Genomic DNA, 20,585 nt, shown 5'->3' on the forward strand with positions numbered 1-20,585 from the left:
TTTGGGAGTGATTGGACAAGGCGATGATCTGGCCGCAAGCTGTCACTTCGCTGTCCAACCGGTCAGGACAAACCCTAGGGAGACCAATGTACATTGCCTTTCCTCACCCCATGTCACTGCCCATGAAAACCTTCCACAACCCCCACCATACCCTGCACCAGGGCCAGCAGGAAATGTTCCGCGGACGTCTGGTCCCCTGCCACGAAGTGCCGGCGCGGCTGGACTTCGTGTTGACCGAACTGCAGCGCCGCCCGCTCGGTGCGCTGGAAACCCCGGCCGTTGACGACGCCGCGCTGGACGCCGCCATCGCCCGCGTGCACAGCGCGCGCTACACGCAGTTCCTGGCCAGCGCCTGGGACGAGTGGGTGGCCATGGACCCGGCGAATGCCCAGCGCGACGCCCTGCCGTCGGTGTGGCCGCTGGGCAACCGGCACGCTTTCCGCACCGACGCGCTGCCGCGCAACTTCGCGGCGCGCCTGGGCCTGTTCGCGTTCGACTCGGGCTCGCCGCTGATGGCCGGCACCTGGGCCGCGGCGCGCGGTGGCGCGGCCTGCGCGCTGGCCGCGGCACACGAGGTGCTGGGCGGTGCACGCTCGGCGTTCGCCCTCACCCGCCCGCCGGGCCACCACGCCGGGTCGGACTTCCTGGGCGGCTACTGTTTCCTGAACAACGCCGCGATCGCGGCGCAGGCCTTGCGCGACGGCGGCCAACAGCGCGTGGCGGTGCTGGACGTGGACTACCACCACGGCAATGGCACACAGACCATCTTCTACGAACGCGCCGACGTGCTCACGGTCTCGATCCACGGCGACCCGGCCACCGAATACCCCTTCTTCCTCGGCCACGCGGACGAGCGGGGCGCCGGGGCCGGTGAAGGCTTCAACCTCAACCTGCCGCTGCCGCGCGGCACCAACTTCGCCACCTGGCGTGCCGCGCTGGGCCAGGCGCTGGACGCGGTGACAGCCTTCAGGGCCGACGCGCTGGTGGTGCCCATGGGGCTGGACACCTTCGAGGGCGACCCGATCTCGGGCTTCACGCTGCAGAGCGCCGACTACTTCGCCGTGGGCGAGGCGCTGGCCGGCGCCGGCCTGCCCACGGTGTTCACCTTCGAAGGTGGCTACGCGGTGGACGCGGTGGGCACCAACGCGGTGAACCTGCTCGAAGGGTTCCAGCGCACCTGCTGAGCCCCCACGCTCCGCCGCTGCGCGGGTCGCTGCCCCCCGAGGGGGCTGATCCGCCTTGGGGCGGCCCGGCGGCGGATCTGACCGGCCTCACTGCCGCGCGGTGCGCACGTTGGCCGGCGGCAGCTGCGGGTGGCTGGCGCGCCAGGGGTTGATGTCGAGTCCGCCGCGGCGCGTGTAGCGCGCGTACACCAGCAGCTTGGCGGGTTTGCAGCGCGCCATGATGTCCATGTAGATGCGCTCGACGCACTGCTCGTGGAATTCGTTGTGGTTGCGAAAGCTCACGATGTACTGCAGCAGGCCGGCCTGGTCGATCTGCGGGCCGCTGTAGCGGATCTGCACGCTGCCCCAGTCGGGCTGGCCCGTGACCAGGCAGTTGCTCTTGAGCAGGTCGCTGACCAGCGTTTCCTCCACCGGCTTTTCGTCGAACACGGCCGTGAGCAGCTCGGGCGCGGGCTGGTACCGGGTGCACTCCACGTCCAGCCGGTCGATGCACAGGCCGTCAAGTTCGTGCACCGGTTCGCAGTCGAACAGCTCGGGCAGCAGCACCCGCACACCGGCGCTGGCCTGCACCGGGCCGCCGTGCCAGATGGCCGCGCTCACGTCGGCACGGATGCGGTCGCGCACCGCGTCGGCACTGGCGAACGCGGTGTTGTTGAAGCTGTTGAGGTAGAGCTTGAACGACTTGCTCTCGACGATGTGCGTGCTCTCGCAAGGCACGGTGATGTGCGCCAGCGCCACCTGCGGCTTGCCCTTGGGGTTGAGCCAGCTCAGCTCGAACGCGGTCCACAGATCGGCGCCGAGAAAAGGCACGCTCCCGGTGATGCCGATCTCGCGCCGCTTGGGCTCGCGCGGCAGCGGGTACAGCAGCGAGGCGTCGTACTGGTCGACATAGGCCGAGGGCTTGCCGAGCTGGGAGTATTCGGGGGTGTTCTGGTTCATCGGGTTGTCCGGGTGCTGCGCCGTACCCACGACGCATGAAATGAAGAGGTGCGATCAAGGGCAGCCGGGGAACGGGCTCTGCCCGGCCACAGGCTGCGTCCCCCTCCCGCAGGAGAGGGGGAAGACGCGCAGCGGCGCAGGGGGTGTCTCATACAAATTCGCGTTCCCGCAGCCACTTGGTGGCCACCCATTTTTCCCCCTCGATCACCGGCGCGCCACCATGCAGGGTGCGCGTGGCCGGGTGCGGGCGGTCGTAGCTGAAGAACACCGCGTTGCCGCGCACCGGCGCCACTTCCAGACCCACGTCCGGGAAAGTGGTGCCGCCGCCGCGCGTGGGCTCGTTGAGGTACATCAGCAGCGTGGCCACGCGCTGCCCTCCTCGTTTCACGATGGTCGGCGTGCCCGGCTCGACCGGGTCGAAATAGTCGTAATGCGGCTTGTACTCGGCCCCGGGGCGGTACTGCAGCACCTGCATGCCTTCGCCGTTTTCCACCGGCCAGCGCAGCAGGTGCGCGATGCGCTGCTCGATGCGGGTTACCAACTCGCCCTCGCCCCGGTTGAAGAACATGCCATGGCTGGTGCGGTCGGGGTTGAGCTCTTCGCCCCCGGTGCGCGTCTCCACGGTGAGCGAGCGTGCCATGCGGGGCCGCGCGGCCTCCACCAGCGCATCGCACTCCTCGGCGCTCAGCAGACCGCCGAGCAGCACCACGCGCGGCAACCCGAGCGCCGCGATCACGTCCACCCAGCGGTCGCCGGCGTCGACGCGGCGCGGCGACTGCGCCAAGTCCAACCCGGGCATGCGCACACCCGTACCGACCATCCCGCCCGCCGGGCCTGCGGCCAGCGCGGCGGAGGTCGGGGCCTGCCCGCGCCGCGCCTGCAGCGCGCCGTCCAGGGCCGACGCGGCCAGGTCCTCTTTCCAACCGGCCTGGACCATGGCCTCGATCACCGCTTCGGGCAGGTGCCCGACGCGAATCTGCTCGGCGACCCACTGGCGCAACTCGGGGGTGATGGACTGCTGGCTCATGGCAAGGATCCGTGGCTTCGTTCGCTCAGGCCTTCTGCTCGCGGCGGAACACCAGCCGGTCGGCCTCGGACGCGGCGGGCACGAAACGGTAACCATCCAGGTCAAACGCCTTGAGCTGCTCGGGCGTGCTCAGGCGGTGTTTCACCGCGTAGCGCACCATCAGGCCGCGCGCGCGCTTGGCGAAGAAGCTGATGATCTGGTAGCCGTCGCCCTTGCGCTCTTCAAACACGCAACTGACAACACGAGGCTGCAGCGCACGGCGGTCCACCGCCTTGAAATACTCTTCGCTCGCCAGGTTGATCACCACCGGGCTCTTGTCGGCCCGGGCACGCTGGTTCAGGTAGTCGGCGATCTGGCTGCCCCAGAACTGGTAGAGGTTCTTGCCCCGGGATGTGACGAGGCGCGTGCCCATCTCCAGCCGGTAGGGCTGCATCCAGTCCAGCGGGCGCAGCACGCCGTAGAGGCCGCTGAGGATGCACAGGTGCTGCTGCAGCCAGTCGAGTTCGGGCTCGCCCAGGCTCTTCGCGTCGAGGCCGCCGTACACGTCGCCATCAAACGCCAGCACCGCCTGCTTGGAATTCTTCGCGGTGAACTTCGGCACCCAGGCCTGGTAACGCGCCGCGTTCAGGCCCGAGAGCTGGTCCGACAGGCCCATGAGATCGGCGATCTGCTGCGGCGACTTGTCGCGCATCACGGCGATGAGTTCGGCCGCCTGTTTCACGAACAGCGGCTGGGTGTGCGTGGCCACGTGGGCCGGCGTCTCGAAATCGAGCGCCTTGGCGGGGGAGATGAGGAACAGCATGCGGCGAATTTTGGCACGGCGGGCGCAAGGCCATGGCTCGCCGACAACGCCCTGGAACACACCGCTCGACCTGAACCTGGCCAAGTGCTTACCGTGGCGGCAGCATGAAGGGCGTGCCCAGATCAGGCTTCAGGGGTCGATTTGGCCAGAGATAACACCAGCCGAAAACCGACGTCTTCATACCAGTCAACAGGCTGAAATCCTTCGCGCGATGACACTCGCGCGTTGATGGCTGAGCTTTCCCATGAGCCACCACACAAAGACGGTCTATCGGAATCTTCCCACGTGTCACCAACTTTGAGCGCCGCCACGTCCCCATCAAAACTCTGACACTTCAGATCTTTGGCACGGCTGTACAAATTGTTTTGCCACTCCCAGACGCAACCGTTCAGGTCGAAAATCCCGAGCGGATTGGGTGCGAACAACCCTACCGTGTTTGCACGACCGATGCGACTGTCCGCAATGTTGGCGTGGAGATGGGCGGATGTATCGTTACTCCCCCAAGAGTACTGACGCATGTCGGCAACGTTTGCACCCGCTGCACCCGCTGCACGCGCGGCACGCTCCCATTGCGCTTCGGTGGGTAGACGCACAACATAACCACTCATCAATTTCCCAGCAGATAGAAGTTGCCCGCTCAACCAACCTGCGTAAGCCCGTGCTTCAAACCAGTTAATGAGCGTCACAGGGCGACTCCCATGCGCTCGCTGCTGGGCCCAAAACATCGGTTCGTCACATCTACCGCGTTCATACCGGATGCCTTTGTAGGGAACTTCATTGAACGCAGAGTCCCACAGGCCTGTTCGCCATCGCCAGCCCAAGGTGTCCCACCAATCAGGCTTGCTATCGCCGGCCTTTCCGTAACCGCCACTAGCAATGAACTGTGCGTATTGATCCACCGTCGTGAGGTAACGGGCCATGTAAAACCGACTGAGTTTGACCTCTGGGCCTTCGAACGGTTGAAACGGTTCCGATGACGGGTCAACCACGCGCACAAAACCTGGGATAGGTTCCTGCGTCTCGTTGTTGTCGCCATAACGCGTCTTGGGCAGATGAAAAAACCCTGGGTCGAAACGATCATCCAACCCCAATGTGCTGCGCAAATCGGCGGCGGCTCCGGCTTGCAGGAGCTGTTCGAGATCATCAAACGCCTCTGCGCCTTCCTGGATATGCGTGGCAAAGTCGTGACCCAGAAAAGCGGCCAACTTGGGGCCGTCGGCCCGCGAAAGGTAAGGCGCCAAATAGGGCAATCCCGAGCGGAGCCGTTCCTTAAACCCTTCTGAGTCTTGGGTGCCCTCACACAGCACCAGTAGCTGTTGCACCACAGCACTGCCCAACACGCTGCCCAATTCCAGCCCATTGCTTTCAGCCAGATTGGCTTGAACCGACGACAAAGGCGATGTCAGCTCGTCGAACAGCTTTTGGGCATTGGCGTGATCGTTCCGTGGACGGTCGGCATCGGTGATCAGCGATGCATCTGCAGGGTGTTCGTGGGCAACATCAGTATGGGTGTCTAGCGACGTGCTCATGTCTGCAGATGAGCCTACGGACGCCATCGATTCCTGCGGAGCTAGCAAGCTCCAGTATGTTCCGATGGTTACCCCCTCGGGGCCACTCTGGGTGGCGTCCATTTTTTGAGCCAACGCATACATCAACTTCAGTGCATCAAATGGGTGTCGCTGGGCCGCTCGATGTTGCACGATTTGTTCCACCAGGGGCAGGCGAACCTGCTGCGCCGTCGCCCGCGACGAGCGGTCAACTATTTTCTGTATGCGAACAAGGGGGTCAGGCGCTTCTCTCGAGCTCCTGCGTCCCCGGTCGATGGCGTGAGGGAGGGTGCTCTCACAAGCGACCCAGCGGAACAGATCCCCGTCGGACAGATCGGGGCTCGGCAACGTGGTTGCTTTTTCCTTGCTGGCGAACGCAAACGCCGAGAGAAGTTCGCTGAAGGCATTGGGTCGCCTTCTCATCAAGCGGAAAAGCTCCGGCTGGAACAGCTGAATCATCAGCACGACCAATACCACACGCACATCCACCGCGCTGGGATCACTCGCGCGAGCCGGTTGCCAGTTGAGCACCCTGCCGCGGGCCGTCATCACCGCAGCAACTTGATGTAGCAGTTCGACCAAACGCACCAACTTGCGAGGAACAAAGGAGTCAAACCCACTCAGCGCGAGATCGGACAAATCCATTGCCACAGGTCGGTCCAACATGGGTCTCCCGCGCCGTATCTCATGGCCGAGTCCGTCACGCTGTCCACGAACAAAGCCCGCTCCACGCGTTGGAAACTTCAACAGGTTGGGATCTATCGCGAACCACCACATCTCCGGCTTGTTGGGCGCCAGTACCTCCGCCTCATACCTCTGCAAAAACGCTTTTGCCTGAGACTTGGGAAGCGCGGGCAGCCGAAACGGCAGATGAACGATCTTCTCCAGGTACTCGAACCCGGTGATCGGCATCTCGGGCTTCTTGTTGTTCAGCGCGTAGTCCTTGTAGCGGTGCCCGATGCCGCGCTCGACCACTTCCTCGTCCAGCGCGAGCACGAAGGCGAAGCTCTCCAGGTTGAAGACGGTCTTGATGAGTTCCAGGGTCTCGACGGCTTTTTCGGGCAGGCAGCGGTCGAGGTCGTCGATGAAGATGACAAAGTTGAGGCAGAAGTCTTTGTCGTGGTGCTGGTCGCCGGTGACGTGTGGGTTCTTGGCCGGGCGGGTGACTTCGCTGAGGATGCGGTGCATGTCGTAGTAGGCGCGGCCGTTGTCGCTGTGCACAAACTCGCGAACGGCTTTTCGCTTGGTTTTGCCGCTGAGCATGTCGCCCATGCCGTGGGCGAGCATCTGGAACATGGTCGCCATGGGCGCGGTCGCCACCGGATCGGCCACCCCCATGACTTGACCAACCGCCTGGGCCAGGTCCCCCACCTTGCTCAGCGCAGTACCGAGAACGCGCTTTGTGCCGTCCACCACCGCCAAGGCGGCTCCGGTCAGCTTGTCTTCCCCGGTGCGGGCAGCGGCCAGCGTTTTCTCAAGATCGCCCAGAATGTGCAACAGCAGCGGCACCAACAAGTGCTTCTCGTGTTCGTACTTCCAGGGTTGGAAGAACACCGGCACCGTGATGGCCTGATAGCCGTCGAGCTTGTGTTCCTTGACCTGTCGGTCGCGCTGTTCTTCCGCGAGCTTCTGAACCAGCGAGAGCAGCTTGCTTTTGCCCGCGCCCCATTCGCCAAAAATGCCAACCACAAGCGGGTCGTCGCCCAGCGGTGGTGGCGTCTTGTCGGCGCGCAAACAGGTTTCGCGGTGCGCGAGGTCCTTGTTCAACGCCGCCTCCACCCGCGCCAACAGCGTCTGCGCATAGACGCCATAGCCCAGGTAGTCGCCGTTGGCGTTGGTCGTGTCTGGTTGCTGATTGCCCGGTTCGCCTGCCGTGTCGTCCGCCATGTTGCCCTGCCCCCTTGTTGGTCTGGGCATTGTGCCGCAGGGGTTTCAGCGTTTTGCGGCGAGCGCCGCGACGAAGGCGGCGGGGTTGAGGATGGGGATGCCGCGCCAGGGATGCAGGCTGCACAAGTGCGGGTCGCTGGCGAGCAGCAGGCTGGCGCGGGCGTCGAGCGCGAGCGCCAGGAAGGGGTTGTCTTTGGGGTCCGTGCAGTCGGTCACTTCGCTGTGCACCTCGACCCGCAGCACGCGCTGCTGGACACCGTCAAAGAACGCTTCGCGCGCAGCCTTGGGCAGGTATCGGTCGAACTTGTCGCGGGCGAGCACTCGCTGGAGTTCGTCGAGCGTGGCGCTGCTGGCACACACCTCGTAGCGTGCGAAAGCCAGCGCCACGGCCTGTGCGGGCAGGCTCGCCGGACGCAGGGCGGCGCTGACCCAGATGCCGGTGTCGACGACGATGCACTCAGCGAAGCTCATGCACCAGCGCGTTCACGTCTTCATCGGTGAGGGTTTGGGCTTCTGGGCTGAGCTGGGCGCTGGCCTGGGAGCGCCAGCTCTCGAACCACGCCGCGGCTTCGGCGCGGCGCTGCGCCAGGCCTTGCCAGGCCGCCATGTCGTCGGCACTGACAATGAAGGCCACGGGGCGGCCCCGGCGCGTGACCTGTACGGGCTCACGCTGGGATTTGTCCAGCACTTCGCCAAAGTGGTTCTGGGCGTCTGCAGAGGTGTAGGTCAACATGGTTGGATGCTCCGAAGTTGCTATTTTGCCTGAATTGGATAATTCAGGCCATCGAGAAGTTCTGACACGGACCGAGCCCATGGGCTGGAGCGCCGGATGCCATGCACCCCGACCTTTGCGGGAGGCGTACCCAAAATGCATAGACTTTCGAACAACGCTTGGCCGCTGGCGCTTACGCCCACGGCATGCTCCGCACTCATTCCCACCGTACCCACGATGAACGCCATATTTGAAGAAGCCATCCACCGCCTGCTGGACAACGCGCCGCTGGCTGATTTCTGCGATTGGTTTGCGCCCACGATGGCGGCCGATGCGCAAGCCACGCACCCGGTAGGGCCCGAAGACGTAGCGGGGGCCTTGCGTTACCAGCACCATGTGGCGCGGCAGTTGTGGGGTCACATGCCGGTACCGTCGAACCGCTGGCGCGCGCGCGGCGTTCCCAAGCTGGAGCGCAACGCGCCTTGCCACTGCGGCTCGGGTCGCAAGTACAAACAGTGTTGCGCGGAGTTCGAGCACATGCCCTTGCCGCTGGAGCCCGAGACGCTCTTGGTGCTGGCGCTGGACACCGCAGGGCCGCAGTGGCTGACGGGCGAAAAACTGCGGCAGGTGCCGGCCCAGGCGCTCGGGTACGCGGCGCTGAACTGGAACGACGCGGGTCTGGCAGACAAGACGGTGGCCGTGATCGGACCGCTGTTCGCGGACCCGAAGGGGCTGGACGCTCGCCACGAGGTGGCCCTGGATGCGCTGGTGGACGCGATGCTGCGACTGGCGCAGGACCGCCCGCGCCGAGAGCTGCTGGATCGCATGGCGAAGCACCCGGACAAGGCGCTGGCGACGGCGGCGCGTTGCCGGTTGGTGAGTGTGCTGGCCGACCAGGGCGAGATGGAGCAGGCCTGGAAACTGTTTCATGAAACAAGCCGCTTCAATCCCAACGACCCGCAGCTGTGGCCGCTGGAGCTGACGCTGTTGTTGGTAGATGAACGACAGGACGAAGCGCGGCTGCGCGCGCCCCTGCTGGCGGCTCGGGCGCGACAAGCGGGCCTGGACGATCTGGCGAGCGAGTTGGTGCGCATGGCTGAGGAGGGCATGGGGGCGGTCCATGACGCCATGCACGCGGCGGTGGACGATGAGACCGATCTGGAATGGATCGCACTGGCAGACGCCACGCCCGAGGCGCCGGACACCGAAGCGCTGCGAGCGCTCTACCGGGTGGACCGGCACGATATCGAACAAGACGGCAAGACCATCACCGCCGTCTCGATGCGGCCGGCGAAGAAGTTGGCCGGCCTGAACCAGCGCTGGCGTCGCCGTTTCCAGGTGGGCAAGCCCGACATGACCTGGCTGGACGGCGACGTGGAGCTGCTGCTGGAGGCCTTGCCCGAGGCGCTGAGCTTCCTGCAGAAGGCCCCCTCGGGGTGGCTGAGCGCGGAGGTGCTGGACGATCTGCTGATGGCGGCGTTCACGCTGTGTGACATGGACCCGCCAACCCCGGTGCTCAAGGCCGCAAGGCGTGTGGCGGACCATGCGCTGGGTGTGTTGCGCGCAATAGTGGGCGAAGGGCAATTCCACTGGGCTGAAGCCGACAACCGGCCACTGCTGCGTTGCCTGGCGGTGGCGGTGGAGCTCGCCCGCATGGCGCGCGACGATGCGCGGATGGCGGAACTCATGCGCTTGGGACTGGCGTTCAACCCCCACGACAACCACGGCTGGCGCTGGCGGCTCGCGCCCCTGTTGATTGAACAGGGGCTTCATCAGGCGGCACTGGACCTGATGGACCAATACCCGCAGGACATGCCTCCCAGCGAGCACATGCGCGCGGTGGCCTTGTTCGGACTGGGGCAACGTAAAGAAGCCGAGGCTGTGTTGCGTGCGGCGCACCACAGCCATCCGGTGTATCTGAACACCCTGCTGCCCGAGACCATGGACGCACCAGCAGATGAGCCCGGCCCGGGCATACGGGTCGGCGGAGCCATGGCGGCCTGGTACCACCGGGTGGAGTGGCGCCCGATGTGGGTGCGTAGCGGCGCCCTGGCCTGGGCCCGGGCGCTGAAACTGCCCGAGCCACCGCCCCCGAAACCGCCCAAGACGCGCAAACCGGCCAAGCCGGTCGCCGCGCGCAAGACCGCCTCCAGTGGCCCCTTGGGCATGAAGGCGTTGAGCTCAGCGTTTGGCGAGAAGGAAGAAAAGCGGCTCAAGAAGACCTGCAGCAACTACCCGCGCCTGCACGGCCTGTTGCAGGCGGTGGCCTGGACCCCAAACGTTCTGATGCCCAGCACCTGGTTGGCGCAAGCGATGGACCTGCACGACCGCATGCCCAACAGCCGCACCGAGGCCACCGCGACCAAGGCGCTCAACGATGCGCTGGGCGTGACCTCCCAGCTTTACAACAGTATCAACCAAGGGGTCCTGGACCATCTGGGCGACCCCAAACCACCGCTGGACGATTTGCTTGCGGTGGTTTGCCCGTCAGACGAGGCGGTGTTTGCCTGGGCGGCCGGGTTCATGCAAGGTTGTGAACTGGCGCTGGCGACCTGGGCACGCGCGGGCCACAAGGTCATGGGCAGCACCGGCCCGTTCGGGCGCTTGCGCGCTCTGGCGGCGCGCGCGACCGTGCTGGACGAACAGGGCCGCGTGCTGCAAGACGATGGTCGGCCTTTGCTGCAGACCCTGGACGCCCCCACGCCACCGCCGCTGTTGCTGGCCATGTCTTTGGCCGAACTGTGGCCGGTGGTGGTTGCCTCGCGCCGGGCCATGGGCGGCTGAAGCGGGCTCACTTCAGGTCCCCCGCCAGACTGGCCAGGGTTTCCATCGGAATCTGGGTGTGGGCCGGGTAGTGGGTGTGGTCGCAGCCCAGTTTGACGGCGCCGCCGGCCTGGATGACCGCGCACATGGCGGGCGTGAACTCGAAGCGCACGAAGTGCACGGCCGAGGTCTTTTCGTCGTTCTCGCGGTCCAGGTCTTCGTCAGCGATGGCGTAGACACGGGCCTGGCCGTCGACCTCGACGAACAAGCGGTCTTCCACACCGATCAGGCGCGCCAGTTCGCGCTTACGTTCGTTGGCGTCGGTGTACTCGATCATCACCGTGGCCTTCCAGTTGCTGCCATCGGGCACCAGCGGCGCATACGCCTCGATCTCCTGCAGGATGCCCTCTTCTTCGAAGATTTTTTCGATGCGCAGCATCTCCTGGATCTGGTAGCGGATGGTGGTCTCGCTCTCGAACTGCAGGTTGATGTGTTCGCCCAGCTGGACGCTGCGCAGCTTGCGGTGGGCGATGACCTCGGGCTTGTGCGCCTTGCGCCACTTGCTGTAGGCCTCCAGGCTCATGAGGCTGTCGGGGGTGATGTGTCCGGTGCGTTGCATGGTGTTCTCGCTTACTTCAGGCCATAGGCTTTGGCAACCAATGACAAGGGGTGCTGCAGCTCCGGCGCGCCCAGGCCATTGACTTCAAAGCCCTGCGCGATGTGGTGGCCGCCGAGCGGGCAGTCGGAGCTGATGTAGTCGGGTTTGGCGCCATCTTTCATGGTCGCCATGGCCTTGAACACCGGCTTGCCGATTTTCATGGCCTGCTGGTGATAGGCCTTCTTCACACCGAAGGTGCCGGCGTGGCCGGAGCAGCGCTCGATGGTGTTGAGCGTGGTACCGGGAATCATCTTGAACATTTCCTCGGTCTTGCGGCCGATGTTCTGCACCCGGCCGTGGCAGGGGATCTGGTAGCTCACGTTGCCCAGCGGCTGCGGGAACTCGGTCTTGAGCAGGCCGTCGCGCTTGCGCGCCATGAGGTATTCGAACGGGTCCCACAGGTGCTCCTTCACGAGCTGCACGTCGGCGTCGCCCGGGAACATGAGCGGGATTTCCTGCTTGAACATGAGCGCGCAGCTGGGCACCGCGGCCAGGATGGCGTAGCCCTCTTTCGCGTACCTCGCCAGCACGGGGATGTTGGCTTCCTTGCTGGCCTGCACCGAGTCCAGATCGCCCAGCTCCAGCTTGGGCATGCCGCAGCATTTTTCCTTGTCCACGATCACGTAGGGAATGGCGTTGTGGTTCAGGATCTTGAGCAAGTCAAGGCCGATGCCGGGTTCGTTGTAGTTGATGTAGCAGGTGGAAAAGATCGCCACCTTGCCGGGCGTCTTCTCGCCATCGATCACGTTGCGGGCCGTGGCCTGCGGCGTGCCGGAGCGGAATTTTTTCGTGGCCAGCTCGGGCAGCCAGGCGTTCTTGTCCACCCCGGCCACGCTTTCCATCACGCTGCGCATGGCCTGGGTCTTGTTCACCGCGTTGGCCACCTGCACCACGATGGGAATGCCGGCGAACTGGCCGTGCACGTCGGTGGAGGCGAGGAAACGTTCGGCCAGCTTGACCCCGCCCTGCTTGAACTTGATGGCCTTGGCGCGCAGCATGGTGTGCGGGAAATCCAGGTTCCATTCGTGCGGCGGCGTGTACGGGCACTTGGTCATGTAGCACAGGTCGCACATGTAGCACTGGTCCACCACCTTCCAGTAGTCGGCCTTGGCGACACCGTCCACCTCCTGGGTCGAACTCTCGTCGACCAGATCGAACAGGGTGGGAAAGGCGCCGCACAGGCTCACGCAGCGCCGGCAACCGTGGCAGATGTCGAAGATGCGTTCCAGCTCGACGAAGCACTTCTGCTCGTCGTGGAAGTCGGGGTTCTTCCAGTCCAGCGCGTGCCGGGTGGGCGCCTGCAGGTTGCCTTCGGTGGCCATGCTCGCTCCTCGTCTGTGCGGGTTTGATCGTGGGTTTTTGAAAGCGCTCCATTGCAGCGCTTTCAAAAACTCCCCCGCAGTGAGGGGGAGTTCAACCAAGGACACCGCGGAACCGGCTTTGCCGGGCCGCAGGTGTCGCCCCCTGGGGGGTGACGCGCCCTTAGGCGCGGCGCGGGGGGTTAGTCCACCAACTCGTTCAGAGCTTTGGTATATCGGTTCGCGTGCGAGCGCTCCGCCTTGGCCAGGGTCTCGAACCAGTCGGCGATTTCGTCGAAGCCTTCTTCGCGCGCGGTCTTGGCCATGCCCGGGTACATGTCGGTGTACTCGTGGGTTTCGCCGGCCACGGCCGATTCCAGGTTCTGGCGCGTGGGGCCGATGGGCAGGCCGGTAGCGGGGTCGCCCGATTGCTCCAGGAACTCCAGGTGGCCATGGGCATGGCCGGTTTCGCCTTCGGCGGTCGAGCGGAACAGGGCCGCCACGTCGTTCTGGCCTTCCACGTCGGCCTTGTTCGCGAAATACAGGTAACGGCGGTTGGCCTGGGATTCACCGGCGAAGGCGTCTTTCAGGCACTGCTCGGTTTTCGAGCCTTTCAATGCGGCCATGGGGTATCTCCTAGTCGTGGTTGAAGAAACGAAGCGCCCAGCGAGAGACCCGGAACAGGCCCAGCCCGATGGGACCGGCAAACCTTACGCCCCTTGCACGGGGCCGTCTAATTGTTCTGGGCTATGTGACACATTGTTCATGACTATGAACGCGATAGCTTTGATAACAATTCTCAACATCATCGACAGCGCCGCCGGAAACCCTCAAACTGACAGCACTTCACCACCCCTCTAGAATTTCGATGGGTTAAATCAATTACACATAGGTGAATATCAGGAGACCGCCATGACCACCGTCACCCCCTTGCCCCCGCCGGCCCCCATCCAGCAGCTTCACCACTACGCCTACCGCGCGCGCGACGCCGAAGAAACGCGCCGCTTCTACGAAGACATCCTGGGTCTGCCGCTCTACCACATCATCCAGAGCGACTTTGTGCCCAGCACCGGCGAGTACTGCCCCTACACCCACTTCTTCTTCCGCCTGCAGGACGGTTCGTTCATCGCCTTCTTCGACCTCGGCGACGACGAGGCCGCCCTGCCCAGCCCCAACACGCCCAAATGGGTCAACCACATCAGCTTTCGTGTCGACACCGTCGAAGAGCTGGAAAACACCAAGACCCGCCTGGAGGCCAACGGCATCGAGGTGCTGGGCGTGACCGACCACCACATCTTCAAGAGCATCTATTTCTTCGATCCCAACGGCATCCGGCTGGAGCTCACGGCCCAGTTGGCCAACGCGTTCGAGATGCTCGAAGACAGCAAGACCGCCCATGCCCGGCTGGCCGCCTGGAACGCGCGCAAGGAGCAGTGGCGCCGCGAGCGCGCCGAGGGCAAGGCCAGCGCGCCGCTCAAGCCGCAGCAGAACGACCGCCCCGAGGTGGCGGCGCGCGCCCACACCCCCCACTGAGGCGGGAGCCCCCCATGAGCAGCACACCCCAAGCCTACCGGGAAACGGCCCACACCAGCGGCTACCAGTTCACCAGCGGCTCCGGGTACGAGCTGCCGCAATACCCGTTCGAGCCACCGCCCGAGCTGCACAGCGGCACCACGGTGCGCCACCCGGTGGTGATCGTCGGGGGTGGCATCACCGGCCTGACCCTGGCCTGCTCGCTGGCGCGCCTGGGCGTGCGCGCGGTGCTGATCGACGAGGACAACACGGTGGGCGTCAAGGGCGCGTCATCGCGCGGCATCTGCTACACGCAGAAGTCGCTGGAGATCTTCGAGCGACTGGGCATCTACGAGCGCATCGCGGCCAGGGGCGTGCAGTGGAGCGTGGGCCGCACCTTTGCCGGCGCCGACGAGATCTACAGCTTCGATCTGCGCCAGCAGGGCAATTTCCACCTCTCGCGCCAGCCGCCGTTCATCAACATCCAGCAGTTCTACATCGAGGGCTTCCTGGTCGAGCGCATCCTGGAACTCGGCCACGTGGAACTGCGCTGGAAGAACCGGCTGGTGGCCTTCGAGCAGAACGACGACTGCGCCACGCTCACGGTGGAAACCCCCGCCGGCAGCTATCGCATCGAGGCCGAACACGTGATCGACGCCACGGGCGCGCACAGCCCGCTGCGCCAGTGGCTGAAGGTGCCCTTCGATTCGCGCCGAGGCGACGACCGCTGGTGCATCGCCGACGTGCGCTTCTCCCGGCACCCGCCGGTGGAGCGCCACACCTGGATCGAAGCGCCGTTCAACGACAACCGCGCGGTCTGGCAGCACCTGATGGCCGACGACGTCTGGCGCATCGACTACCAGATGGCGCCCGACAGCGACCCCGAGCAGGTGGGCCGCGAGTCGGCCGTGCGCGAGCGGCTGGCGCGCCAGTTCGGGCCCGACGTGGCGGTGGAGATCGTCTGGGTCGGCCCCTACGCCTACCGCAGCGAATGCGTGCACGCCATGCGCCACGGCCGTGTGTTCCTGATGGGTGATTCGGCCAAGGTGGTGAGTCCGTTTGGCGCACGCGGTGGCAACACCGGCGTGGCCGACGCGGACAACCTGGCCTGGAAGCTCGCCGCCGTGTTGCGCGGCAAGGCCGACGCCTCGCTGCTGACGAGCTACAACGACGAGCGGCTGGAAGCCGCGCAGCAGAACGTGTGCGTGACCAACCGCACCGCGCGTTTCCTGCGCCCGGCCGACGGCGCCGAGCGCCTGTTCCGCCAGGCCGCAATCGGCCTGGCCCGGCAGTTCCCGTTCGCCCGCTCGCTCATCAACACCGGCCGCATGGCAGTGGCCAACCCTTACAGCCATTCCAGCGCCTGCACCTACGCGCCCGGCGGCGGTGCCGGTCTGTCGGTGCAGAACGTGCGTTTTGCCTGGGCCGACGGCAATCACGGCTGCGTGAACGACCTGCTTGACTGGGCCCTGGGCGACCTGCTGGTGCTGGTGTTTGGCGACGTCTCGGCCGCGGCCCTGCAGCGCCTGCGCCGCCTGTGTTTCGACTCGCCGGTGCGCAGCGTGCAGGTGCTCGGCCCCGACGCCCCTGCGCAGGTGCTCGAACATGTGCGCGACCCACACGGCCACCTGCAGGGGGCCTGCCACGTGTTCGGCCATGCCTGGGCGCTGGTGCGGCCCGATGGCTACCTGGCCGCCACCGGTGAATCGGTCGACGGCCACCTGGTGTCGGCCATTGAGCGCTCCCTGGGTCTGCGCGGAGACACCCCATGAAACAGAACCCCCATTTCCAGGACGCCGACGCCTTCTACGAACAGCTGCTCGATGCCCACGCGGGCCTGAGCCGCGAAGAGGCCGAGCTGTTCAACGCCCGGCTCATCCTGCTGCTGGCCAACCAGGTGGGCGAAGCGCGCGTTCTGAAAGAGTGCATCGACGCGGCGCGCCAGCTGCCTCCTACCACCGCCTGAACGCGAGGCCGAGAGCCCGAGTTCAGGGCAGCGTGGACGGGCGCGGCATCCAGCCCAGACTGTGGGCGTGCAGGCTCTGGATGTAGACCCGGTCGGCCGTTTCGGTCACGGCCGTGGTGTCCGGGTACTGGCCCGAGGGGTCCTGCCAGTCGGCCACGATGCGGCCGTCTTCGGTGAACGCCGCCACGTGGCCGTAGGCCTTGGGCACCGGCCACAGCGAGCGCGGCAGGCGCAGTGTCATCTCGCGCAGCCAGGGTTTGGCCGCCATGTTGTCAATCACCGGGTTGCGGGGTTTGACCAGGCCCACCCAGAGGCGGCCAGCGTCGCCGCGCATCAGGTTGTCGGGGTAGCCCGGCAGGTTGTCGAGCAATATGCGCGCGCCGCCCGTGGGGCCGCCGCTGAGGTCCAGACCTCGGGCCGAGGCGGGAATGGCCCAGATGCGGTAGCGCCCGGTTTCGGCGACGAACAGGGTCTGCTCGTCGGCCGAGAGTGCGATGCCGTTGGCGAACGACAGGCCCTTGGCCACCAGCGCGGTGCGGCCATCGGCGTCACCGTAGACCAGCACCCGGCCGGTGGCCGACTGCTCCAGGATGTCGAGCACGCTGGCCTCGAAGGTGCCGCCCCACTCGCGCGCGCCAAAGCGGGTGGAGGCGTCGGTGAAGAACATCTGCTGCGGCGCGGCCGGGTCGCGGCTGACCACCACCGCGTCGGCATACCGGATCGGATCCTCGCCCAGCCGGTCGCTCAACACCTGGACCTCGCCGCCGGCGCCGATGCGCAGCAGCCCGCGCATGGCATCGGCCGCGATCAGGCGGCCCTCGCGGTCGAAATCGAAGCCCAGCACCCGCCCGCCCGTGTTCACATGGGTCTGCAGGCCCGAGCCATCGGGGGCCATGCGCAGCACCTTGCCACTGACCACCGTGGTGTAGAGCAGGCCGTCGGGACCGATCCGCACATGCTCGGGGCCTTCCTCACCCCCCAGATCGATCAGACGCAGACCGGCCAGCCGGGTGTTCGCCGCATGCGCGCCCTGGTAACCCGGAGGCGCCAGGGGCGCCCAGCTCGCGGCAGCGATCGGCACCGGCCAGAGCAGCAGATACACCACCAGCAGCGCCAGCAGCAGCAACAGAGCGATTCCAGCCTTCTTCATCGTGTGTCTCCCGGGTGTGCGCGGCGCGGCCAGCGGGCCGGCGCCACCAAGCGGGCCATTCTGCCCGATGGCTCAGCCCCAGCCGGACCGGCGCGCTGAAGTCTGACAGTGCCAGCGCGTGCCCGGTGGCAGCGCGGGCGGGCCCGTAAAATCGGGGGTTCCGCCGCGTGGCCCTGCATTCCATGGGCCATGCTCGGCGCGGCAACCCTCCCCCGGAACCAGCATGTCAAACACCCCCGATCAACCCGGCCTCAACAGCCTGTCCAAATCCTTTGAACCCGCGGCCATCGAGGCCCACTGGGGACCGTTCTGGGAACAGCAGGGCCACGGCGTGGCGGGTTACCGCGGCACGGGCGCTCCCAAGGAAGGCGCGCCGTCCTTCGCCATCCAGCTGCCGCCACCCAACGTGACCGGCACGCTGCACATGGGCCACGCGTTCAACCAGACCATCATGGACAGCCTCACGCGTTACCACCGCATGAGCGGCGCCAACACGGTCTGGGTACCGGGCACCGACCACGCGGGCATCGCCACGCAGATCGTGGTGGAGCGCCAGCTGCAGGCCCAGGGCATCAGCCGCCACGACATGGGCCCCACGCCCGCCGAGGCGCGCAAGAACTTCGTCGCCAAGGTCTGGGAATGGAAGGAAGAAAGCGGCAACACCATCACCACGCAGATGCGCCGCATGGGCGATTCCGTGGACTGGAGCCGCGAGTACTTCACCATGGACGAGAAGCTCAGCAAGGTCGTCACCGACACCTTCGTGAAGCTGTACCAGCAGGGCCTGATCTACCGCGGCAAGCGCCTGGTGAACTGGGACCCGGTGCTGATGTCGGCCGTGTCCGACCTCGAAGTGGAGAGTGAAGAGGAAGACGGCTTCCTCTGGCACATCGCCTATCCGCTGGTCAACGGCAGCGGTCACCTGACCGTGGCCACCACCCGGCCTGAAACCCTGCTGGGTGACGTGGCCGTGATGGTGCATCCGGAAGACGAGCGCTACAGCGCGCTCATTGGCCAGTACGTGAAGCTGCCGCTGTGCGAGCGCGAGATCCCGGTGATCGCCGATGCCTACGTGGACCGCGAATTCGGCACCGGCGTGGTGAAGGTCACGCCTGCGCACGACGCGAACGACTACGCGGTGGGCCAGCGCCACCAACTGCCGATCATCGGCGTGCTGGCGCTCAACGCCACCATCAATGACAACGCACCCGAGAAGTACCGCGGCCTGGACCGCTTCGTGGCGCGCAAGGCCGTGGTGGCCGACCTGGAAACCGCCGGCCTGCTGGTCGAGGTGAAGAAGCACAAGCTGATGGTGCCGCGCTGCGCGCGCACCGGCCAGGTAATCGAGCCCATGCTGACGGACCAGTGGTTCGTGGCCATGACCTCCAAGGGCAATGAACACAACACCAGCGGCACATCGATCGCCGACAAGGCGATTGCCGCCGTGCAATCGGGCGAGGTGAAGTTCGTGCCCGAGAACTGGGTCAACACCTACAACCAGTGGATGAACAACATCCAGGACTGGTGCATCAGTCGCCAGCTCTGGTGGGGCCACCAGATTCCGGCCTGGTACGACGAGCAGGGCCAGGTCTATGTGGCACGCAATCTGGAAGAGGCACAGGTCCAGGCCGGCGCGGGCAAGACGCTGACGCGCGACGAAGACGTGCTGGACACCTGGTACTCCTCTGCGCTGGTGCCGTTCTCCACCATGGGCTGGCCCGAGCAGGGCACCAGCGCCACCGACGACTACAACCTGTACCTGCCCAGCACCGTGCTGGTCACGGGCTACGACATCATCTTCTTCTGGGTGGCCCGGATGATCATGATGACCACGCACTTCACCGGCCGTGTGCCGTTCAAACACGTCTACATCCACGGCCTGGTGCGCGACGCGCAGGGCCAGAAGATGAGCAAGTCCGAAGGCAACGTGCTGGACCCGGTGGACCTGATCGACGGCATCGCGCTCGCGCCCCTGCTGGACAAGCGCACGACAGGCCTGCGCAAACCCGAGACCGCGCCCAAGGTGCGCAAGCAGACCGAAAAGGAATTCCCCGAAGGCATCCCGGCCTATGGCGCCGACGCGCTGCGCTTCACCTTTGCGGCGCTGGCCTCGCTGGGCCGCAGCATCAATTTCGACAGCAAGCGCTGCGAGGGCTACCGCAACTTCTGCAACAAGCTCTGGAACGCCACCCGCTTCACGCTGATGAACTGCGAAGGCCAGGACTGCGGCCTGCTGGAGCACACCAAAGCCGACTGCGACGTGGGCGGCAAGGCGCACGGCTACCTGAGCTTCAGCCCCGCGGACCGCTGGATCGTCTCCAAGCTGCAGCGCGTCGAGGCCGAGGTGGCGCAGGGCTTCGCCGAATACCGGCTGGACAACGTGGCCAACACGGTCTACGACTTCGTCTGGAACGAGTTCTGCGACTGGTATCTGGAAATCGCCAAGGTGCAGATCAACACCGGCAACGAGGCGCAGCAACGCGCCACGCGCCGCACCCTGATCCGCACGCTGGAAACCATCCTGCGCCTGGCCCACCCGGTGATTCCCTTCATCACCGAAGAGCTGTGGCAGAAGGTCGCACCCGTCGCAGGTCGTGCCGGCGAGTCGGTGAGCGTGGCGGCCTACCCGGTGAGCCAGCCCGAGCGCATCGACGAAACCGCTGAAGCGGCCGTGGCCAAGCTCAAGGGCCTGGTGGACGCCTGCCGCGCGTTGCGAGGCGAACTGCAGGTACCGGAGGGAAAGCGACTGCCACTGTACGTGCTGGGCGACACGGCCTTCATGCAGGCCAACGCCGCCGTGCTGCAGGGTCTGGCCAAACTCAGCGAAGTGAAGGTGTTCACCGACGAGGCCGCCTGGGCCGCCGCCGCGCAGGCCGCACCGATCGCCGTGGTGGGCGAGGCCCGCCTGTGCCTGTTCATGGAGATCGACGTGGCCGCCGAAAAGGCCCGCCTGTCCAAGGAAGCCGCGCGCCTGGAAGGCGAGATCACCAAGGCCAACGCCAAGCTCGGCAACGAGGCCTTCGTGGCCAAGGCGCCGCCGGCCGTGATCGAGCAAGAGAAAAAGCGCGTGACCGACTTCGGCGCCACGCTGGCCAAGGTGCGCGAACAACTGGCGCGGCTCGGGGCCTGAGGAACGGGAC

General features: G+C 65.8%; 16 protein-coding genes. 6 read left to right on the plus strand and 10 right to left on the minus strand.

The window, feature by feature from the left end; translation table 11 throughout:
- Positions 1 to 122: 122 nt before the first annotated feature.
- The gene (locus HTA01S_RS23615; protein ID WP_174545218.1) at positions 123 to 1,184 is read left to right on the plus strand and encodes a histone deacetylase family protein; all 1,062 of its coding nucleotides are present in this window, start codon (positions 123 to 125) and stop codon (positions 1,182 to 1,184) included.
- A gap of 87 nt (positions 1,185 to 1,271) precedes the next feature.
- Here HTA01S_RS23615 and queF read toward each other — a convergent pair whose 3' ends face one another.
- From queF to HTA01S_RS23645, 6 genes are all read right to left on the minus strand, one after another.
- On the minus strand, positions 1,272 to 2,123 hold the full coding sequence (gene queF / locus HTA01S_RS23620; protein WP_068176181.1) for an NADPH-dependent 7-cyano-7-deazaguanine reductase QueF: 852 nt from the start codon (positions 2,121 to 2,123) through the stop codon (positions 1,272 to 1,274).
- A gap of 148 nt (positions 2,124 to 2,271) precedes the next feature.
- Positions 2,272 to 3,150 carry a 2OG-Fe(II) oxygenase gene (locus tag HTA01S_RS23625; RefSeq protein WP_068176184.1) on the minus strand — a complete coding sequence of 293 codons (879 nt, stop codon included), beginning with the start codon at positions 3,148 to 3,150 and terminating at the stop codon, positions 2,272 to 2,274.
- A gap of 25 nt (positions 3,151 to 3,175) precedes the next feature.
- Entirely contained in the window at positions 3,176 to 3,952 is a 777-nt protein-coding gene (yaaA, locus tag HTA01S_RS23630) for a peroxide stress protein YaaA (RefSeq protein ID WP_068176187.1), read from the minus strand.
- Positions 3,953 to 4,074: 122 nt separating this feature from the next.
- On the minus strand, positions 4,075 to 7,386 hold the full coding sequence (locus HTA01S_RS23635; protein ID WP_169804808.1) for an SUMF1/EgtB/PvdO family nonheme iron enzyme: 3,312 nt from the start codon (positions 7,384 to 7,386) through the stop codon (positions 4,075 to 4,077).
- Positions 7,387 to 7,431: 45 nt separating this feature from the next.
- Positions 7,432 to 7,857, minus strand: a complete 426-nt coding sequence (locus HTA01S_RS23640) for a putative toxin-antitoxin system toxin component, PIN family (protein WP_068176192.1) — start codon at positions 7,855 to 7,857, stop codon at positions 7,432 to 7,434.
- Complete coding sequence (locus tag HTA01S_RS23645; protein WP_068176198.1) at positions 7,844 to 8,119, minus strand: type II toxin-antitoxin system Phd/YefM family antitoxin; 276 nt, start codon at positions 8,117 to 8,119, stop codon at positions 7,844 to 7,846. The genes HTA01S_RS23640 and HTA01S_RS23645 overlap by 14 nt, the downstream gene beginning before the upstream one ends.
- A 216-nt stretch (positions 8,120 to 8,335) precedes the next feature.
- Between HTA01S_RS23645 and HTA01S_RS23650 the strand changes: the two genes are divergently transcribed.
- The gene (locus HTA01S_RS23650; RefSeq protein ID WP_068176218.1) at positions 8,336 to 10,882 is read left to right on the plus strand and encodes a UPF0149 family protein; all 2,547 of its coding nucleotides are present in this window, start codon (positions 8,336 to 8,338) and stop codon (positions 10,880 to 10,882) included.
- 7 nt (positions 10,883 to 10,889) lie between these two features.
- On the opposite strand, the gene HTA01S_RS23655 is transcribed toward HTA01S_RS23650, so the two are convergent.
- The 3 genes from HTA01S_RS23655 to HTA01S_RS23665 all read right to left on the minus strand — a co-directional run bounded on the left by HTA01S_RS23655 (position 10,890) and on the right by HTA01S_RS23665 (position 13,443).
- A complete protein-coding gene (locus HTA01S_RS23655; protein WP_068176232.1) occupies positions 10,890 to 11,480 on the minus strand; it encodes a DUF3501 family protein in 591 nt (196 codons plus the stop codon).
- Positions 11,481 to 11,491: 11 nt separating this feature from the next.
- Entirely contained in the window at positions 11,492 to 12,841 is a 1,350-nt protein-coding gene (locus HTA01S_RS23660) for a (Fe-S)-binding protein (protein WP_068176236.1), read from the minus strand.
- A gap of 179 nt (positions 12,842 to 13,020) precedes the next feature.
- Entirely contained in the window at positions 13,021 to 13,443 is a 423-nt protein-coding gene (locus HTA01S_RS23665) for a rubrerythrin family protein (RefSeq protein WP_068176239.1), read from the minus strand.
- Positions 13,444 to 13,729: 286 nt separating this feature from the next.
- Between HTA01S_RS23665 and HTA01S_RS23670 the strand changes: the two genes are divergently transcribed.
- The 3 genes from HTA01S_RS23670 to HTA01S_RS23680 are packed head-to-tail and all read left to right on the plus strand — an operon-like array spanning position 13,730 to position 16,295.
- The gene (locus tag HTA01S_RS23670; protein ID WP_068176243.1) at positions 13,730 to 14,350 is read left to right on the plus strand and encodes a VOC family protein; all 621 of its coding nucleotides are present in this window, start codon (positions 13,730 to 13,732) and stop codon (positions 14,348 to 14,350) included.
- Between the two features lie 14 nt (positions 14,351 to 14,364).
- On the plus strand, positions 14,365 to 16,101 hold the full coding sequence (locus HTA01S_RS23675; RefSeq protein ID WP_068176247.1) for an FAD-dependent oxidoreductase: 1,737 nt from the start codon (positions 14,365 to 14,367) through the stop codon (positions 16,099 to 16,101).
- Entirely contained in the window at positions 16,098 to 16,295 is a 198-nt protein-coding gene (locus HTA01S_RS23680; protein ID WP_068176252.1) for a DUF2783 domain-containing protein, read from the plus strand. Before HTA01S_RS23675 ends, HTA01S_RS23680 begins: the two co-directional genes overlap by 4 nt.
- Before the next feature lie 22 nt (positions 16,296 to 16,317).
- On the opposite strand, the gene HTA01S_RS23685 is transcribed toward HTA01S_RS23680, so the two are convergent.
- The gene (locus HTA01S_RS23685) at positions 16,318 to 17,445 is read right to left on the minus strand and encodes an SMP-30/gluconolactonase/LRE family protein (protein ID WP_068176254.1); all 1,128 of its coding nucleotides are present in this window, start codon (positions 17,443 to 17,445) and stop codon (positions 16,318 to 16,320) included.
- Between the two features lie 223 nt (positions 17,446 to 17,668).
- On the opposite strand from HTA01S_RS23685, the gene HTA01S_RS23690 reads away from it, so the two are divergent.
- Complete coding sequence (locus HTA01S_RS23690; RefSeq protein WP_068176256.1) at positions 17,669 to 20,575, plus strand: valine--tRNA ligase; 2,907 nt, start codon at positions 17,669 to 17,671, stop codon at positions 20,573 to 20,575.
- Positions 20,576 to 20,585 lie beyond the last annotated feature (10 nt).

The sequence above is a fragment of the Hydrogenophaga taeniospiralis CCUG 15921 genome (assembly GCF_001592305.1).
GTDB classification, from domain to species: domain Bacteria; phylum Pseudomonadota; class Gammaproteobacteria; order Burkholderiales; family Burkholderiaceae_C; genus Hydrogenophaga; species Hydrogenophaga taeniospiralis.

Bases quoted from the DNA above. Each gene is read 5' to 3' on its own strand.
- HTA01S_RS23675 (WP_068176247.1), top strand. From the start codon at position 14,365: ATGAGCAGCACACCCCAAGCCTACCGGGAAACGGCCCACACCAGCGGC.
- HTA01S_RS23645 (WP_068176198.1), bottom strand. From the start codon at position 8,119: ATGTTGACCTACACCTCTGCAGACGCCCAGAACCACTTTGGCGAAGTG.
- HTA01S_RS23660 (WP_068176236.1), bottom strand. From the start codon at position 12,841: ATGGCCACCGAAGGCAACCTGCAGGCGCCCACCCGGCACGCGCTGGAC.
- HTA01S_RS23655 (WP_068176232.1), bottom strand. From the start codon at position 11,480: ATGCAACGCACCGGACACATCACCCCCGACAGCCTCATGAGCCTGGAG.
- HTA01S_RS23665 (WP_068176239.1), bottom strand. From the start codon at position 13,443: ATGGCCGCATTGAAAGGCTCGAAAACCGAGCAGTGCCTGAAAGACGCC.
- HTA01S_RS23685 (WP_068176254.1), bottom strand. From the start codon at position 17,445: ATGAAGAAGGCTGGAATCGCTCTGTTGCTGCTGCTGGCGCTGCTGGTG.
- queF (WP_068176181.1), bottom strand. From the start codon at position 2,123: ATGAACCAGAACACCCCCGAATACTCCCAGCTCGGCAAGCCCTCGGCC.
- HTA01S_RS23635 (WP_169804808.1), bottom strand. From the start codon at position 7,386: ATGGCGGACGACACGGCAGGCGAACCGGGCAATCAGCAACCAGACACG.
- HTA01S_RS23670 (WP_068176243.1), top strand. From the start codon at position 13,730: ATGACCACCGTCACCCCCTTGCCCCCGCCGGCCCCCATCCAGCAGCTT.
- HTA01S_RS23690 (WP_068176256.1), top strand. From the start codon at position 17,669: ATGTCAAACACCCCCGATCAACCCGGCCTCAACAGCCTGTCCAAATCC.
- HTA01S_RS23615 (WP_174545218.1), top strand. From the start codon at position 123: ATGAAAACCTTCCACAACCCCCACCATACCCTGCACCAGGGCCAGCAG.
- HTA01S_RS23640 (WP_068176192.1), bottom strand. From the start codon at position 7,857: ATGAGCTTCGCTGAGTGCATCGTCGTCGACACCGGCATCTGGGTCAGC.
- HTA01S_RS23650 (WP_068176218.1), top strand. From the start codon at position 8,336: ATGAACGCCATATTTGAAGAAGCCATCCACCGCCTGCTGGACAACGCG.
- yaaA (WP_068176187.1), bottom strand. From the start codon at position 3,952: ATGCTGTTCCTCATCTCCCCCGCCAAGGCGCTCGATTTCGAGACGCCG.
- HTA01S_RS23625 (WP_068176184.1), bottom strand. From the start codon at position 3,150: ATGAGCCAGCAGTCCATCACCCCCGAGTTGCGCCAGTGGGTCGCCGAG.
- HTA01S_RS23680 (WP_068176252.1), top strand. From the start codon at position 16,098: ATGAAACAGAACCCCCATTTCCAGGACGCCGACGCCTTCTACGAACAG.